This is a genomic window from Domibacillus sp. 8LH (genome assembly GCF_038806185.1).
Lineage (GTDB): Bacteria > Bacillota > Bacilli > Bacillales > Domibacillaceae > Domibacillus > Domibacillus indicus_A.
The window spans coordinates 37,999-53,999 of the sequence record NZ_JAVJNG010000019.1 but is presented as its reverse complement, the minus strand read 5'-3'; the positions used below and the strand labels follow the sequence as shown (position 1 = coordinate 53,999).

Below are 16,001 nucleotides of genomic sequence, written 5' to 3'. Positions count from 1 at the left end.
GGCATTTCCAAGCTACAGAAGATATGCTTAGTCGGCATATTTTTTGCAGCTTATTTTTTTTTGACTAACGACGAAGGAGCTGAAAAAAATGAGTAACTTAAACGCGAAAAAACAGGAAAAGCCTCCTGCGCGTTCACTATATTTGTTTTTAGACAGGTTTTTTAAATTGTCCGAGCGCAATACGAGCGTAAAAACAGAAATGTTAGCCGGGTTGACGACATTTATGACCGTCAGCTATATTATCCTGATCAATCCTATTATTTTAGGAGATGCAGGCATGCCGGTAGAAGCTGCACTGGGAGCGACCATCTATGCGGTTATGTTTGCCACACTCCTCATGGGTCTGTGGGCAAACTTTCCAATTGTTTTAGGACCGGGCATGGGACTCAATGCCTTTTTTACTTATTCGGTTGTGTTAGGGCAGGGGCTTTCCTGGCAAACAGCGCTAGGAGCTGTTTTTATTTCAGGTATTGTCTTCTTCCTGCTGACGGTTACAGGTATTCGTGAAAAAATTATTATTGCAATTCCAGAAGGTTTAAAAGCGGCAATTACGGCAGGTATTGGATTGTTTATTGCCTTTGTTGGATTTAAAAATGCTGGATTAGTTGTGGCGAATGAGTCCACATTTGTCTCCCTGGGAGACCTTTCCCAGCCAGGCCCGCTGCTTGCTTTGTTCGGGCTCGTGTTGTGTGCCGTGTTAATGGCGAAGCGGATAAAAGGAGCATTGATTATCAGCATTTTCGCTACAACGGTTTTAGCCATGCTGGTGGGAGCTCAAGAGATTCCGCACAAATGGAGTGACGTCTTTTCATTAACGCCGCCCAGCATTTCGGATACGTTCCTGCAGCTTGATTTAAAAGGGGCAATTGCGTACGGCCTTTTTTCAGTTGTTTTTTCTTTTACCATTGTGGAGCTGTTTGATACGTTGGCGACTTTGATCGGTTTAACAAAAAAGGCGGGACTGGCTGACGAAAACGGAAAAGTACCCGGCTTAAACCGCGCTTTAACGGCAGATTCGATTGGAACGATGGCCAGTGCTGTCTTCGGGAGCACTGCGCTAAATACGTATGTTGAAAATGCCACGGGCATTGTAGAAGGCGGGAAAACGGGATTAAAAGCCGTAACTGCAGCTGTTTTATTTGGTTTTACGCTGTTTTTGGCACCGCTTATTCACTTTATCCCAAATGCGGCAACAGCAGCTGTGTTGATTATTATCGGCTCAATGATGCTGAGCGAAATCAAAAAAATCAACTTTGATGATTTCACAGAATCTGTTCCGGCTTTCTTAACGCTGATTTTAATGCCTTTAACGTACAGCATTGCAGAAGGACTGGCATTCGGCTTTGTTTCTTACGCTGTACTAAAGCTTGTGACAGGCCGAACGAAAGAAGTTCATTGGATGATGTATGTAGTGAGTACCGCCTTTATTATTAATTTTGTGCTGATCGGCCATTCATGAGGTAAAGAGGCAGAGTTAACTAGATTTTAAAATGGAATGAAGTAGTATACTAGTGACAAGCTTTACGTTTTAGAGACCCGGCTTTTTCTGAGTAGGAAAAGAAGGTGCCTTTAGCGTAAAGCTTTTTATTTTGATCTTTTATAATGGCTCAAGCAATCTATGATAAAATATTGCTTAACGATACATATGAGGTGAAGGACATGTCGATTTATGATGATATTGAAAAAATTAAAAAACAAATAGAGGAAGAAAACAGCGAGCCGCTGAAAATTGCCCTGTTTGGCCAGCCGGGAGCAGGTAAATCCTCAATTATTAATAAGCTGGTCGGTGAACGGGTAGCCGAAACGGGAGCGTCTACTGATGTGACAACAGAAGCTGATTTTATTCCGTATGAAGGCCTGCTGCTGGTGGATCTGCCGGGCTATGGGACAAGCAAGTTCCCGCCAAATGAATGGATGAGCCAGTTTAATCCAAAGGAATTTGATTTGTTCCTCTGTGTGTTCTCCGGAAAATTCCATGAAGCGGATACGCGCTTTTTTAAAGAGCTGCAGGAAAGCGGGAAAGTGTGCTTGTTTGTCCGCAACATGAGCGATCAGCTGTGGGAAGACGGAAAAACGTTGGAAGAATTGAAGCAAGATATTATCGATGATGTAGAAAAGCAGGTGGGATCGAAGCAAAACATATACTTTACAAGCTGCCGAACTTCTACTGGTTTTGATTTTTTGCAGGACGCTATTCAGGAATCTCTGGAGCCCGCGAAGAAAGAAAAGTATATCCGTTATGCGAAAGCGTATACGGTAGAGCATCTAGAGCAAAAAAGAGAAGAATGCAAAAAGCTGGTGACGAAATATGCAGCGATCGCAGCAGCAAATGGAATTAACCCAGTTCCGGGAGTCGACATCAGCGTTGACCTTTCTGTCATGTTAAAGCTGTTCTCTCAAATTAATAAAGCGTATGGATTAAATGACGCCAAACTTGCTTTATTAGAAGGCGCACTGCTTCCAGTGGCTAAAAAAGTACTGGACTACGCGACAAAAGAAGGGCTGTCTCTTCTGTTAAAACGCTTTGCCACCAAGACGGCACTTAAAAATTCATCTAAATATGTTCCGATCGTCGGCCAGGTTATCGCGGCGTCAGCCGGATATGCAATGACGTATAAAGCGGGCATTCATTACCTGGATGACTGCCATGAATTGGCGACTGAGGTATTGAAGAAAGAGCTGCAGTAACGGACTATGGTGAAAAATCCATTTAAGCGGGACAAAAAGAACACTGGTTATGATTCTTCCATTTACGATACTGCTCCTTATTGGAGAAAAAGCAGGCTGGAAGAGAATTTTTTGAAGCTTGCGGCATTGCTGGAAGAAGCGGAGAGCAGGAAGATTGCATTTATTGGCCAGCCGGGTGCCGGAAAATCTTCTCTTCTACTGAAGCTGACGGATGGAAAGTGTGAACCGAAACCGAACATTGGCCAGGGAACGGATACAACCGATTGGAGCAGCAGCCGAGAGCCTGTATGGTATCATCTGTATAATGGAATGTACTTTATCGATACACCAGGTTATGATACAAAAGCCCATCCGCTTCGAAGCTACCGTGAGTATTTTCCTTTCCAGAATGTTGATGCGATTGTATTTGTGATAAAAGGGAAGATTCATCAAAGTGATGAAGACATGTTCCGGCTGATTATAGATAAAAGCAAGCGCGCATCTACTGTTGTACTGGTTAGAGGGTATGCGGAAGACTTAACCGAGGACGACAGAAAAAACCTCGAGCAGGAGTTTAATGAGAAATTTAAATTGAAGAGATACAACATTCCTTTCTTTTTTGTGAGCAGCCGTTCAGGAGAGGGGATCATAGAGCTTCAGTTTTTTCTCTATATAAAGTGATCATTAGCCGATTCAGCTTTTTTGTATAAAAAAAGGATAACGAAGCCGTTATCCTTTTTCTTTTTGCTTATTTATTCTTTCACCTTATAAAAACCGGTTATACACAGCTGCTTATGACAGGACGGGTGAAGTATGGAGTGCAGATTCTTCCGCACTCTCTGCAGACAGCATCAGCAGCGGTTCTCCGGCACGTACTGTCCCTTGAGCGGCCGCTTCGATTTGTTTGTAGCGATCTGTATTTGTAATAATAATCGGTGTCACCAGGTCATAGCCGGCTGCTTGAATGGCTTCCACGTCAAAGGAAACAATTTTGTCACCAGGTTTAACTCTGCTGCCTTCGTGCAGATGGGCGGTAAAGTGCTGGCCGTCCAGTCGAACCGTATCCAAGCCGACATGAATCAGAATTTCGGCTCCATCGTCACTCGTAATGCCAATTGCGTGCTTCGTTTTGAAAATCGTCGTAATGGTTCCGTGTACAGGAGAGACTACTTCTCCTTGATGAGGAAAAATGGCGAGGCCTTTCCCCATAATTTCCTGTGAAAATGTCGCATCATTCACTGTGTGCAAACTTCTCACTTCCCCTTGAAGAGGACTGAACAGCTGTTCAGCAGTGACACCTGGCTGGACAGATAAGGTGTTGTTCTCTACCGGCTGTTTTGGTTCAGACGGGGCTTTTTGTTCCGTTTCTACATCTTTGAATCCGAGGAAGTAGCCGGCAATGATGGCAGCCGCAAAGGCAATCACTAAACCAATTAAGGCGTGAATAAAAGTAGGACCAATTAAAACTGGAATACCCGGCAGGCCGGCATTTCCGGTGATGACGAAGGCTTTAGCGCCTGTCAGCCCGTTGTAGAACCCGCCGGCAGCACCGCCAATCATAGCTGCGACAAAAGGTCTTTTCAGCTTCATATTGACTCCGTACATGGCTGGTTCTGTAATACCCATTAAAGCGGTAATTCCAGTCGTGAAAGCCAGTGATTTGAACTTTGTATTTTTAGTACGCAGGGAAACAGCCAAGGCCGCACCTGCCTGTCCCATATTAGCGACAAACATAGCTGGAATCATGTAGTCAAATCCGTTTTGAGCCAGCCCATTAATAATAATCGGTGAAAGAGCATAGTGCATACCCGTCATAATAATTAATGAGAATGTTGCCCCCAGCAGAATGGAAGAAACAATGGCTGCATTATTAAACAAGAAGTTAACGCCTGTTGATAAATAATCGCCAATTACCGTTCCAAGCGGACCAACCGCAATTAATGTAAAAGGAACAATGATCAACAGAGTTAATGTTGGTACAACAATTAATTTTAAAGATTGATGTGTAACACGGTCTATCCATTTTTCTACGTAAGAAGCCGCCCAGATTGCCAATAAAATCGGGATAACAGTAGACGAATAGGTTGCTACTACGGTTACAGGAATGCCGATAAATTCAATCTTTTCTCCGCTGGCAAATAACGCTGCTAAATTCGGATGAAGAATAGCGGCGCCGACTGACGCGGCGATAAAGGGATTGGTGTTAAATTTTCTCGCTGCACTCACTGCCAACAGAATAGGCAGGAAGTAAAAAGCGCCGTCACCGATAATATTTAAAATCGCATACGTCTGGCTTTCCGGTGTTAACCATCCCAGTGTAACGAACAAGGCCAGAAAACCTTTAATCATACCCGCTCCGGCGATGGCTGGGATGATCGGCGTAAATACGCCTGCAATCACTTCAAACACAGCCGTTACAGGGTTTTTCTTTTCCTTTGATTCGGTTGCTTTGTTTCCTTCTGTGCTTATATGGCTATTTTGGACAAGAGCCTGATAAACTTTAGGAACATTGTTTCCGATGATAATTTGAAATTGCCCGCTGCTGATATTAGTTCCCATCACCCCGGGTAAATTTTCGAGCTGAGCACGATCTGCTTTGCTGTTGTCAGAGAGGGTAAAGCGGAGTCTCGTCATGCAATGAACAACGTTCTGCACATTTTCTTCTCCACCGACCAGCTTTAAAATATCTTTGGCTAACGCTGTGTGGTCCATACAGGTACCTCCTAAGTTGAGTGAATAAAAAGCGGCTACCAAAATAGCCGGCTGTTTTTGCTGTTTGAAAAATGAAAAAACCTAAATTACACGGCACACAGAAGCAAATTCTGAGGCCAGCTGTAATTTAGGTTTTGCCTGCTTTACCAGTAACAATCCAAATAAAAAATGTTCATTTTAACCAAAAGAAATGTTTTTATAATTCTTCTCCATTGGTAGCTATAACGTTTTTGTACCAGTGGAAGGATTCTTTCTTTTTACGTTCTAGTGTACCGCTGCCATCATCGTGTTTATCTACATAAATAAAACCATAACGTTTAGACATTTCTCCGGTAGATGCACTTACTAGGTCGATACAGCCCCAAGGTGTGTAACCCATTAATTCTACACCGTCTTCAATCGCTTCACCCATTGCTTTAATGTGCTCGCGCAGATAATCAATCCGGTAATCATCATGGATGGTTCCGTCTTCTTCTACTTTATCATAAGCGCCCAGTCCGTTTTCAACGACGAACAAAGGAACCTGGTAGTGGTCATAGAGTTGATTTAAAGCAATTCTCAAGCCAGTTGGGTCAATCTCCCAGCCCCAATCACTTGCAGCCAGGAATGGATTTTTTACGCCGCCGATCAAGTTGCCTTGTCCAATTTCTTCTGGCGTTTTATCCTTTTTCTCTGTACGCGACATGTAGTAGCTTAATGAAATGAAATCAACTGTACCTTCCTTAATGGTTTCTAAGTCGCCTTCTTGAATGTCTAAAGTGATGCCATTTTCCTTCCAGAAACGTTTTGCGAAGGCTGGATATGCGCCTCTCACTTGTACATCACCGCAATAGTTATTGAATAGACGCTGCTCTTGCAGAGCGTGCATCACATTTTTAGGATTTGAGTCGTAAGAATAAGTTGGGACGTAAACCAGCATACAGCCAATTTGGCTGCCAGGGAGGATTTCGTGTCCGGCTTTTACAGCAAGTGCGCTTGCTACAAACTGGTGGTGCAGACCTTGGAAGCTATCTTGTAACTTTGTTTCTTCACTCTCCGGTGAAAAACCAAGACCCAAAATCGGCATGTGTGTTGCGCCGTTAATTTCGTTGAATGTTAACCAATATTTCACCTTGTTTTTATAGCGTTTAAACAATGTTGTTGCATAACGTTCAAAAAATTCAATCACTTTTCGGTTACGCCAGCCGCCGTATTCAGTAATTAAATGCAGTGGAATCTCGTAGTGAGAAATCGTAACAACGGGTTCAATGTTATATTTTTTTAATTCATCAAATACACGGTCGTAAAATGCTAAACCTTCTTCGTTTGGCTCCGTTTCATCGCCTTGTGGGAAAATACGGCTCCATGCGATACTCATACGGTATGTTTTAAATCCCATTTCAGCAAAAAGAGCGATATCCTCTTTAAAGCGGTGATAGAAATCAATACCGTCATGATTCGGATAAACATATTTCTCTTTATTGATTTTAAAATCAAATCCAGGTTCTGCAATAACCTTTAATCGTACCTTCCCGCCCGGCATAACATCTGCCAAGTTCATTCCTTTGCCGCCCTCTTGGTAGGCACCTTCTAATTGGTTAGCTGCCGTAGCTCCGCCCCATAAAAAGCCTTGTGGAAATTGACTCATTATCTTCATCTCCTCATATGTATCATTATGTTTATGGTTGGAAATCGTGTAATTGAATACAGCTTACATCGCGTTTACGCGTTTGCCCGACAGTGGGCCAGGCAATAAAAAAAACCTAAACTGACCGCGTGAAACGATCTGTATAAAGGTGCACTCTTTATACAGTGTTCGCGAAAAAGTCAATTTAGGTTTTGCCTGCCGAACAGTAACAATCCGTTTAAAAATGAAATTGTAAGCGTTGATATTTTTATAGCACGAAAAAAATAAAGTGTCAAATAAAAATGTGAAAAATGATGAAAGGTGTTTACGGCTTCGAAGAGTCGAATGAGCCAGGTAAAGAAGCTAAATAACATTGAAAAATAAATGAACTATTTCTGGACTGATCATTCCAGAGATGATAAGGTAGTGAACAAAGGAGGGGCAAATGGGAAGAACAAAAGAATTTGATAGGGAACTCGTTTTACATAAAGCGATGCTTGTGTTTTGGGAAAAAGGGTATGAATCCACTAGTATTCCAGATTTGATTCAATCTATGGGAATCAGCCGTTCGAGTTTGTATGAAAGTTTTACGGATAAAAGAAGCCTTTATTTAGAATCAATTGACCACTACAAAAAAGTAAGGCGGAACAAGCGGGAGCTTCTTTTGGGAGCATCGACAGTAAAGGAAGGGATCCGGCAGTTTTTTAGCTCTCATATTAACGCTGCTTATGATAAGGATTTCCCAGGCGGCTGTCTCATTACAAATGAAGCGGTCCGGGCGGGAACTGCTGATAAAGCCATTATTCAGGTTGTGCAAGAGAGTGTGGAAGACTTGGAGGAACTGTTTTATAAGGTGTTAAAAAAAGGGCAGCGTTCCGGTGAAGTTGACCAAACAACAGACTTGCGCGTTGCGGCATATCTGCTTTTAAACCTTAACCACAGCATCAATTTGCTTTCTAAAGTAACAAAAGAAAAACAGCTCATTTATGCGATGGTCGATAAGGTAATCGATTCACTCTAAAAAATTTAATTTTTCTGGACTGAACGTTCCGGAAAAAATTGGAGGAAAAACGATGAAAGTTTCATTAATCGGGCTGGGGAATATGGGGATGCCAATAGCAGAAAATCTACTGAAAAGCGGTTATAAACTAACGGTTTATAATCGAACCAAAAGCAAAACAGGAGAGATAGCTGCGAAAGGAGCAAGAATTGCTTCGTCTCCGGCAGAAGCTGCACGGGAGACGGGTATTGTTTTCACCGTTCTTTCGGATGATTCAGCTGCAGAAGAGGTAACCTTTGGAGAAGAAGGGATCCTCGCGGGACTTGAAGAAGGAGGCGTCCATGTATCCATCAGCACGCTCAGTGTGGAATTAGCAGAGAAGCTTTCAAAGGAACACGCAAAACGCGGCCAGCATTTCATTTCTTCACCTGTTTTAGGCCGTCCGGATGCGGCAGCAGCTGCTGCACTGCGGCTTATGATTGCCGGACCGGAAGAAGCGCAAAACAGGGTGATGCCGCTATTAGAATGCATTGGACAGGATCTTTTTGTGATCGGCGAAAAAGCTTATTTAGCGAATGTAGTAAAGCTGGGGAATAACTTTTTAATTGTCTCCATGCTTGAAGCGCTGTCAGAAGTGTTGACGATGGTGAATAAGTATGGAATTGAATCAACATCGTTTTTAGAAGTAGCGAATGCTCTCTTTGCTTCACCGGTATATAAAAACTATGGAAGCATAATGGAGGAAAACCGATTTGAGCCGGCTGGCTTTAAAATGAAGCTCGGCTTAAAAGATGTGAATCTCATGCTGGATGCAGCCCAGAAAGTAAAGGCTCCGCTTCCAGGCGCAGAGCTGATTAAGAAGCATTATACGAAGGGGATTGAAAAAGGCTGGGAAGACTTGGACTGGGCGGCTTTGATTAAAGTGTTAAAAGGGGCAGCTGAATGAAGACGAAATTTTTTCTGTTAGCTGTTCGTAACTCACATAAAAAAGCCGGGGCATAGTCCCGGCTTTTTAAAGTCGTGAAATGAAAATATTTATTTCACTAATTTCAATGCTTGTTCGGAAATGTAAAAGTCTTTTCCATTGTACACTGTAACAGCGTTCACTTCTTTTTGTTCAGTTGACTTTCCTGATTTTTGAATGACAATATTTTTGTTCACCGGGAATTGAACGGTTTTATCGCCTTTTTGCGCTACTAAAACAGGATTGTTTGGATTTGTTACATCAATGCGGGATGTATAGCCTTTTTTCGCTAAAGCTTCCTCGGCATTCGTGTACAGCTTATCGGACACCTTCCCGAGATCGAAGTTCATAACTTCTGCCATCTTTTTCGCAATATCTGTGTTTTCAACTAATCCAGTTGGTCTTGATGGACCGTATGAGTACAAGAAAACATCCTCACCTGTATGGCCGCCGGTTGTAAAGCCGAGATTTGCGCGTTTAGCCAGCATTTTTGACATATCAGAACCAATGTTTTTGGAAGCAGTAAGAGTTTTTAGTTCTTCATCTGTCAGGTCTTCAAGGCCGTAAAGAGCGGCTACTTCCTTCAAATTCGATTTATCTTCTTTCAACTGGCTGAGAACACCTTCAACAGTCATCTTTGCTTTTTTCAATGGGTCAATGTAAGAAGAAACCGGCGTTGAAGGATAAGAGGAATTTGTATTTGTGTTCCCAATTGAAATACCGCTGTTGCCATGGTCCGTAAGTGCAATAACCATCGTGTTTCCATCTTTTTTCGCAAACTCAACCGCTTCTTTTACGGCATCATCAAAAGCAAGCGTGTCACTAATCATTCCGATTGGATCGTTGGCATGAGCTGCCCAGTCAACCTTGCTTCCTTCCACAAATAAAAAGAATCCATTTTTGTCTTTGTTTAACGTATCAATCGCTTTTCCTGTCATTTCCGCTAACGTCGGCTGGCTTGGCTGAGTGCTTTCGCGGTCAAAATCATAAGCAAGAGCACTTGTGGCAAAGCTTCCCCAAATTTTGTTGGAATCAGAAGCCAAAAGTTCATCGCGGTTTTCGACAAAGTCATATTTTTTCTGATCTAAAACCTCTAGAAGGTTTTCACCATCTTTTCTGGCATTTTTCGTTGTTCCTGGAGCAAGAGACTCTTTTCCTCCGCCTAATACAACATCAATACCTTGATACACCTGCTGTTCAGCGATATCACCGTAGTTGTTGCGGTGCGTAGCGTGAGCAGAGAAGCCTGCTGGTGTGGCATGTTGAATTTCAGAAGTAGCAATGATACCTGTTGCTTTTCCTTGCAGCTTAGCTCCTTCTAACACATTGGCTACAGGCTTTTGAGCATCTTCCGGTTTGACGGGCTCCAAGCCAGGTGAATTCACGACAGAAGGCAGGATGCCCACATACTTATCATTTGATTTGTTGCCTGTTGCAAGCGCAGTTCCGGCCGGTGCAGAGTCTGTAATCGCCGATTCAGCAGAGTATGTACGAACACCACCAGCCAGCATTTGATCCATAGCCAGATTTCCGCCCTTGTACCATCTTGAAAGGGTAGTTGTACTCGAGCTTGTCCCATCCATTACCATCATAATGACATTAACTGGCTCTTTTTTCGGGTTTTTCGCCTGTACGTCTTCTTTAGCGGCAGAAAAACCTAACGAAGAAAGCGCTACAGCTCCCGCTAAGGTAATTCCTGCAGCTTTTTTGTTTAACTTCTTCAACGTAATCCCTCCGAGTAACTTAATAAAGCTAAGAATAAAGAAGTTTTATTAAGAAAATAAAACAGCAGCGTAAAGATACTGTTTAAGTATTGTGAAGCTGTTTAAAATTTTGCAGGATGCGTAAAAGTAAGACGTAAGGAGCTTGAAACAGATCGCTTGGTTTGCATAGGTTTAAATAATATTGAAGAAAAGCAATAATGAAGGAATAACGATTCAATTTTCTGTCTTTAATGTGCATTTTTAAGCTTTTTTTATACGAAAAAAGGTACAAAAACAAATGGAAATCCATACAGGCGGCTGTATATCAAAAGCAAAAAAATGTATATAAAAAGATTTGGCAGTTGATTGGAAGAAAGGATTGATGTATGATAAATAAATCGTAATGATTTCGATTTAAAAAAGGGGGAGAAGTATGTTCAAGTGGATTATCGTAGGGGGAGGCATTCAAGGCGTAACGATGGCTTCTTTCCTGCTAAAGGAAAACAAGGCCTCTATCAGGGATATGGCCATTGTTGATCCGCATCAAAAACCGCTGCAAAACTGGAAAAGGTGTACAGAGCTTATATCAATGCCGTATTTGCGCTCGCCGGTTGTTCATCATCTTGACGTGCGCCCATTCAGCCTGCAGTCGTTTGTAAAAAGCAATGTGATGGATGAGTCCACGGCTTTTTATGGAAGGTTTAAGCGGTCGGCTCTTGCCTTGTTTAATGAGCATTGCAGCCATCTTATTCAAGACATAGGGCTGAAAGAGAGCTGGATTCAAGGCCGGGTTAAAAAGCTGGAGCGATTTCAAAACTACTGGCAGCTTGAACTGCAGGATGGCAGGAAACTTGCTGGAGAAAATATTGTGCTGGCTGTTGGTGTCAGTGAACAGCTCGTCTGGCCTGACTGGGCAATAGAAGTGAAAAAACAGCCGGATGTGCCTGTTTATCATATTTTTAACTCCACCCTTCCGACGTTCGAGCAAATGAAACGTCCTTTTACCATAATCGGAGGGGGGATTACATCTGTTCATTTGGCATTAAAATTATCTTCCGTGTTTCCTGGTGAGGTGATATTGCTTAAACAACATTCGTTTCGCCTGCATGATTTTGACAGTGATCCAGCCTGGCTTGGTCCCAAAAATCAAATGTCATTTCGGAAAACGGCGTGTTATCAAAAACGCAGAGAACAAATTAAACAAGCTCGCCATAAAGGTTCGCTGCCCCGTGATTTGTATATGAAGATGCGGCGTTCTATCCGTGATGAGAAGTTAATGGCAGTGGATGGAGAAGTTTATGGAGCTTCGATGAAAAAGGGACAGATTATCCTTGAAAATGAACAGGGCCGTGTTATTCATCAAACAGGAACGGTTCTTTTAGCCACAGGATTTAATCCATCTCTGCCCGAAAAACATTGGCTAGAGCCGGTCATTAAAAAGCTGAATCTCTCGTGTGCCGCTTGCGGCTATCCCATTGTTTCTTCTTCTCTTCAGTGGGGGCCGGGGTTATATGTGATCGGCGCTTTGGCGGAATTAGAAGTAGGGCCAATTGCAAGAAACATTTCAGGCGCGCGCCAGGCAGCAGAACGAATTGTACAAAGCTTTTAATCACTAAAGCATGAGGAAGATGTTTATATTTTAAATCGTAATTATTACTATTTATAGGGGGATTCACATGAAGAAAGTTCCTGTTACTGTTTTAAGCGGCTATTTAGGCTCAGGGAAAACCACACTGCTTAATCATATCCTGCAAAATCGTGAAGGCTTAAAGGTAGCGGTTATTGTAAATGACATGAGCGAAATAAACATCGATGCAGCACTTTTAAAGCATGGCGGGTTTACACGCACAGAGGAAAAACTGGTCGAAATGCAAAATGGCTGTATTTGCTGCACGCTGCGCGACGACTTAATGAAGGAAGTAGAAAGGCTGGTAGACCTGGGCGATATTGAGTATATTGTGATCGAGTCTTCAGGCATCAGCGAACCGGTACCGGTCGCACAGACATTTACATACATCGATGAAGAATTGGGGATTGATTTAACGCAAAAAACCCGTCTGGATACGCTGGTCACTGTTGTAGACGGCAACCGTTTTTGGCATGATTTTTCATCAGGAGAAACACTTGTGGACCGCAGTCAGGGAACAGATGAAACTGATACCCGGGAGGTGGTAGACCTGTTAATTGACCAAATTGAATTTGCTAATGTCATCTTATTGAATAAAACCGATTTGCTGAATGAACAATGTGTGGAAGAATTAGAAGCGGTACTGACAAAGCTCAATCCCGAAGCTCAGATTATCAAAACAGTTTTTAGCCAGGTTCCACTAACGGCGGTTTTGCACACAAAACTTTTTGACTTTGACCAAATGAGCCAGGCAGCCGGCTGGATAAAAGAATTAAATGAAGAACACACGCCAGAAACAGAAAGTCTCGGTATCTCATCGTTTGTTTACCGTCGCCGCCGCCCTTTTCATCCAGAACGCTTTATGAGCTGGCTCGAAAACTGGCCGGAAGACGTTATCCGGGCGAAAGGATTTTTCTGGCTTGCCAGCCGAAATGACATGACCGGTTTATTATCGCAGGCAGGACCCTCTATTATGATTCAAGGAGCAGGAAAGTGGGTGGATGCGTATTCGGAATCCGAAAAACAAGCCCTTTTGGCTGAAGAACCTGAACTGCTTCAAGATTGGGATCCCGTATATGGGGACCGCATGATTGAAATGGTTTTGATCGGAGTGGGTATGAAGAAAGAGGAAGTACTAGCTTCTCTGGACGCTTGTCTGCTTTCTGAAGAAGAGGAAACGATGGACTGGACTCAATTTCGGGATCCTATTCCAGCTTTTTCAGCTGACTAATGAGGAAAGCTTTAAGCACGTTTAGGATACAAGGGCGTCATTTAATATTTAAAACGTAATGATTACGATACAGGGATGGAGTGTTAAGAAATGGCTAAAAAATCAAAAGTGGCGAAAGAGAAAAAAAGACAGGAAATGGTCGCAAAATATGCGGAGCTGCGCCGGGAGTTAAAAGAAAAAGGTGACTATGAAGCACTTCGCAAACTGCCAAGAGATTCTTCTCCAACACGGCTGAAAAGCAGATGCGAAGTAACAGGCCGTCCGCGTGGATACTTGCGGAAATTTAAAATGTCACGCATTGCTTTTCGGGAATATGCCCATAAAGGCCAGATCCCGGGTGTAAAAAAGGCCAGCTGGTAAGCCGATGAACGAATCACTGGCTGGCATGCTGCTGAAAGGACTTGTTAGATCCCTGCCGGAAGAAAAGAGAATGCTGTACGAGTATATTGTAAACATTGAAGACACACTTGCACAGCAGGCCGCAACGTCGGAGCATTTTATATCTCTTTTAATAGAGCATGCTCCGCACAAACAGGCTGCAGCACATTTTGGCTGTTCATATGGTGAGATCTTAAAAAGAATGAGGGAAATTGAGGAAGAGCTGGATGATCAGCTGCATATAAGATTAAGCAAAGCGAAATGGATGGACTGCACATGTGCCATCCTGCAAAAAAGAGAAGAAGCGAAAAATAAAACGGCCCTTTATTTGTTCATGATATAAAGCGATTGCCGTCTATCGGAAAGCCCTAAGCTGCAAAGGCGGGGGCTTTCTTTTTTATTTCTAATTAAAGAATACTGTCAATCGGTACCTTTATGGATCGTGGACTAAGAGGAAACAAAGGAAGAGTAGAAATAGGAGTTAGGGTCGTAGGGATGAGATTGTCAAAAGGATAAGGGAGGCAGAATAAAAAAGCAGGTTGATAGTAAAAAGATTCTTTTTATACGTTCGAGTTCGTCACACAGCACACGTTTAAAGATGATCTTTAGATTAAGAGAAACTTTGCAAAGAATATTATTGATTTTGCAGCTGTGCCTGCATAATCAGCTTATCCAGCTCCTCGCTGTATCGTAATGTATCCAGGCTGCTGATTCCATGCAACGTGGCAGCATCAATCATTAAACAGCGAAGCTCTTCAATTTGAGAATGCAAATCGTTGTAGGTTGCTTCGAGGGTTTCCATGATTTTTCCCAGCCTTTTCATTTGATGAGGTGATGATCATTCATTTGAAGGGACAATAACGCACTTTTTGAACCTAATGATTTCAAGTCTTAATGGCGATTTTAAATGAATATGTCAAAAGAAGAAGCTGTTTCAGCTTTCGTCTTTGTATCCCGCTTTTATTGTCTATCTGTTTAAATCTTTAATTCTACGACATTCACAAAAAACCCTTTTTGATTTTGATGAAAAAGAAAAAACTCTAAGCAAATATCATCTTTATTCGCTTAGAGCTTTTCCTGTTAGGATAGTTATTCTTTTACATTTTTGATCTTGTCCCAAGTGTTGACGCCATCATCTTCATCAAACTCGATGACGACATTCGTAACATTCGCAACGCTTTCTTTGATTTTCTTTTCAATATCATCTTTGATGTCATCTGCTTGCTCGATCGTCATTTTCGGATCTACTTCGAGTGTAAGCTCAACATGAAGGCTGTCTCCTTCTTTAATGACATCCAAATCTTGAATATCGTTTACTTGCGGATGGGCGAAAACTTTAGAGCCAATTCTGGCCTGCATTTTCACATCAGCCACACCAAGCGCCCCAGCGGCATTGTCCAAAAAGATGCGTCCGACTACTAATAAAAGAAGGACACCGATAATGATAGACGCATAACCGGTTGCGCTGTGAAACGGGGTATAGGTGGAAATGATGATCGCCAGCAGCGCCAGCACTGCACCGCCGACAGCCACATTATCTTCTAAGAAAACCAGCTTTGTAGCAGGCTTTGCGTCTCGAACATGCTTATAGCTTTCCGGTATGACCTTTAATCCTTTTACTTTTTCGCGCGGCAAATGTTCCGTAATTTCCTGCATGGCTTTATACAAAACCATCGCTTCAAGTGCGGCTGCAGCTCCTAAGACGCCAATGTTCAGCCAGAACCAGTCATCTGAATGAGTCGCATCCGAAATATGGTGAATGCCTTCGACAATTGTTTCATAGGCCAGGACGCCAACAACGAGTACAGCGCCAAGCAGTACAAGGTTGACAAGGCGTCCAAAACCAGCCGGAAAACGGTCGGTGGGCGCTTTTTTACTTAAAGCCGATCCGATAAAAACGAAAAGCTGGTTGGCTGCATCCCCGAAACTATGCATCATTTCAGCAAACATGGCGACGTTTCCTGTAATGAGGTAAGCAGCGGTCTTGATCAGCGCGACAATGGTATTTACAATGGCGGCCCACAGGGCAGATTTGCTGCCGAGCTTCAATAATTTGAAGGATTCTCTCATTCCCTTTACTCCTTTCTCTTTCTCTAATCTCCTTTCTTTTCCC

At 42.7% G+C, this 16,001-nt stretch carries 14 protein-coding genes; 9 read left to right on the top strand and 5 right to left on the bottom strand.

Annotation, left to right across the window (positions count from 1 at the left end; genetic code table 11):
- Positions 1 to 88: 88 nt before the first annotated feature.
- From RG959_RS17890 to RG959_RS17880, 3 genes are all read left to right on the top strand, one after another.
- Positions 89 to 1,459 (top strand): NCS2 family permease, encoded by a 1,371-nt coding sequence (locus RG959_RS17890; RefSeq protein ID WP_342798284.1) that lies wholly within the window; start codon positions 89 to 91, stop codon positions 1,457 to 1,459.
- Positions 1,460 to 1,659: 200 nt separating this feature from the next.
- Entirely contained in the window at positions 1,660 to 2,688 is a 1,029-nt protein-coding gene (locus RG959_RS17885; RefSeq protein ID WP_342798283.1) for a GTPase, read from the top strand.
- A gap of 6 nt (positions 2,689 to 2,694) precedes the next feature.
- On the top strand, positions 2,695 to 3,348 hold the full coding sequence (locus tag RG959_RS17880) for a GTPase domain-containing protein (protein WP_342798282.1): 654 nt from the start codon (positions 2,695 to 2,697) through the stop codon (positions 3,346 to 3,348).
- 111 nt (positions 3,349 to 3,459) lie between these two features.
- Here the strand turns inward: RG959_RS17880 and RG959_RS17875 are convergent, their stop codons facing one another.
- Both RG959_RS17875 and RG959_RS17870 read right to left on the bottom strand, forming a co-directional pair.
- Positions 3,460 to 5,379 (bottom strand): beta-glucoside-specific PTS transporter subunit IIABC, encoded by a 1,920-nt coding sequence (locus RG959_RS17875; protein WP_342798281.1) that lies wholly within the window; start codon positions 5,377 to 5,379, stop codon positions 3,460 to 3,462.
- 196 nt (positions 5,380 to 5,575) lie between these two features.
- The gene (locus RG959_RS17870; RefSeq protein ID WP_342798280.1) at positions 5,576 to 7,006 is read right to left on the bottom strand and encodes a glycoside hydrolase family 1 protein; all 1,431 of its coding nucleotides are present in this window, start codon (positions 7,004 to 7,006) and stop codon (positions 5,576 to 5,578) included.
- 424 nt (positions 7,007 to 7,430) lie between these two features.
- Here RG959_RS17870 and RG959_RS17865 point away from each other — a divergent pair, with 424 nt between their 5' ends.
- A complete protein-coding gene (locus RG959_RS17865; RefSeq protein WP_342798279.1) occupies positions 7,431 to 8,006 on the top strand; it encodes a TetR/AcrR family transcriptional regulator in 576 nt (191 codons plus the stop codon).
- 52 nt (positions 8,007 to 8,058) lie between these two features.
- A complete protein-coding gene (locus RG959_RS17860; protein ID WP_342798278.1) occupies positions 8,059 to 8,931 on the top strand; it encodes an NAD(P)-dependent oxidoreductase in 873 nt (290 codons plus the stop codon).
- 89 nt (positions 8,932 to 9,020) lie between these two features.
- On the opposite strand, the gene RG959_RS17855 is transcribed toward RG959_RS17860, so the two are convergent.
- Positions 9,021 to 10,673: an alkaline phosphatase gene (locus tag RG959_RS17855; RefSeq protein ID WP_342798277.1), complete on the bottom strand. Its 1,653-nt coding sequence runs from the start codon at positions 10,671 to 10,673 to the stop codon at positions 9,021 to 9,023.
- A 412-nt stretch (positions 10,674 to 11,085) separates the two neighbouring features.
- Between RG959_RS17855 and RG959_RS17850 the strand changes: the two genes are divergently transcribed.
- The 4 genes from RG959_RS17850 (at position 11,086) to RG959_RS17835 (ending at position 14,231) form a co-directional block, all read left to right on the top strand.
- Positions 11,086 to 12,261 (top strand): FAD/NAD(P)-binding protein, encoded by a 1,176-nt coding sequence (locus tag RG959_RS17850; RefSeq protein ID WP_342798276.1) that lies wholly within the window; start codon positions 11,086 to 11,088, stop codon positions 12,259 to 12,261.
- A gap of 67 nt (positions 12,262 to 12,328) precedes the next feature.
- On the top strand, positions 12,329 to 13,510 hold the full coding sequence (locus tag RG959_RS17845) for a GTP-binding protein (RefSeq protein WP_342798275.1): 1,182 nt from the start codon (positions 12,329 to 12,331) through the stop codon (positions 13,508 to 13,510).
- A 90-nt stretch (positions 13,511 to 13,600) separates the two neighbouring features.
- Complete coding sequence (gene rpsN / locus RG959_RS17840; protein ID WP_342798274.1) at positions 13,601 to 13,870, top strand: 30S ribosomal protein S14; 270 nt, start codon at positions 13,601 to 13,603, stop codon at positions 13,868 to 13,870.
- Between the two features lie 4 nt (positions 13,871 to 13,874).
- The gene (locus tag RG959_RS17835) at positions 13,875 to 14,231 is read left to right on the top strand and encodes a hypothetical protein (protein WP_342798273.1); all 357 of its coding nucleotides are present in this window, start codon (positions 13,875 to 13,877) and stop codon (positions 14,229 to 14,231) included.
- Between the two features lie 291 nt (positions 14,232 to 14,522).
- Here the strand turns inward: RG959_RS17835 and RG959_RS17830 are convergent, their stop codons facing one another.
- The gene (locus tag RG959_RS17830; protein ID WP_342798272.1) at positions 14,523 to 14,690 is read right to left on the bottom strand and encodes an aspartyl-phosphate phosphatase Spo0E family protein; all 168 of its coding nucleotides are present in this window, start codon (positions 14,688 to 14,690) and stop codon (positions 14,523 to 14,525) included.
- Between the two features lie 287 nt (positions 14,691 to 14,977).
- Positions 14,978 to 15,958, bottom strand: coding sequence for a cation diffusion facilitator family transporter (locus tag RG959_RS17825; protein WP_342798271.1), 981 nt, complete (start codon positions 15,956 to 15,958; stop codon positions 14,978 to 14,980).
- Between the last annotated feature and the right edge of the window lie 43 nt (positions 15,959 to 16,001).

Excerpts from the sequence above, each read along its gene's own strand:
- RG959_RS17890 (WP_342798284.1), top strand. The coding sequence starts at position 89 with ATGAGTAACTTAAACGCGAAAAAACAGGAAAAGCCTCCTGCGCGTTCA.
- RG959_RS17885 (WP_342798283.1), top strand. The coding sequence starts at position 1,660 with ATGTCGATTTATGATGATATTGAAAAAATTAAAAAACAAATAGAGGAA.
- RG959_RS17880 (WP_342798282.1), top strand. The coding sequence starts at position 2,695 with ATGGTGAAAAATCCATTTAAGCGGGACAAAAAGAACACTGGTTATGAT.
- RG959_RS17875 (WP_342798281.1), bottom strand. The coding sequence starts at position 5,379 with ATGGACCACACAGCGTTAGCCAAAGATATTTTAAAGCTGGTCGGTGGA.
- RG959_RS17870 (WP_342798280.1), bottom strand. The coding sequence starts at position 7,006 with ATGAGTCAATTTCCACAAGGCTTTTTATGGGGCGGAGCTACGGCAGCT.
- RG959_RS17865 (WP_342798279.1), top strand. The coding sequence starts at position 7,431 with ATGGGAAGAACAAAAGAATTTGATAGGGAACTCGTTTTACATAAAGCG.
- RG959_RS17860 (WP_342798278.1), top strand. The coding sequence starts at position 8,059 with ATGAAAGTTTCATTAATCGGGCTGGGGAATATGGGGATGCCAATAGCA.
- RG959_RS17850 (WP_342798276.1), top strand. The coding sequence starts at position 11,086 with ATGTTCAAGTGGATTATCGTAGGGGGAGGCATTCAAGGCGTAACGATG.
- RG959_RS17845 (WP_342798275.1), top strand. The coding sequence starts at position 12,329 with ATGAAGAAAGTTCCTGTTACTGTTTTAAGCGGCTATTTAGGCTCAGGG.
- rpsN (WP_342798274.1), top strand. The coding sequence starts at position 13,601 with ATGGCTAAAAAATCAAAAGTGGCGAAAGAGAAAAAAAGACAGGAAATG.
- RG959_RS17835 (WP_342798273.1), top strand. The coding sequence starts at position 13,875 with ATGAACGAATCACTGGCTGGCATGCTGCTGAAAGGACTTGTTAGATCC.
- RG959_RS17830 (WP_342798272.1), bottom strand. The coding sequence starts at position 14,690 with ATGGAAACCCTCGAAGCAACCTACAACGATTTGCATTCTCAAATTGAA.
- RG959_RS17825 (WP_342798271.1), bottom strand. The coding sequence starts at position 15,958 with ATGAGAGAATCCTTCAAATTATTGAAGCTCGGCAGCAAATCTGCCCTG.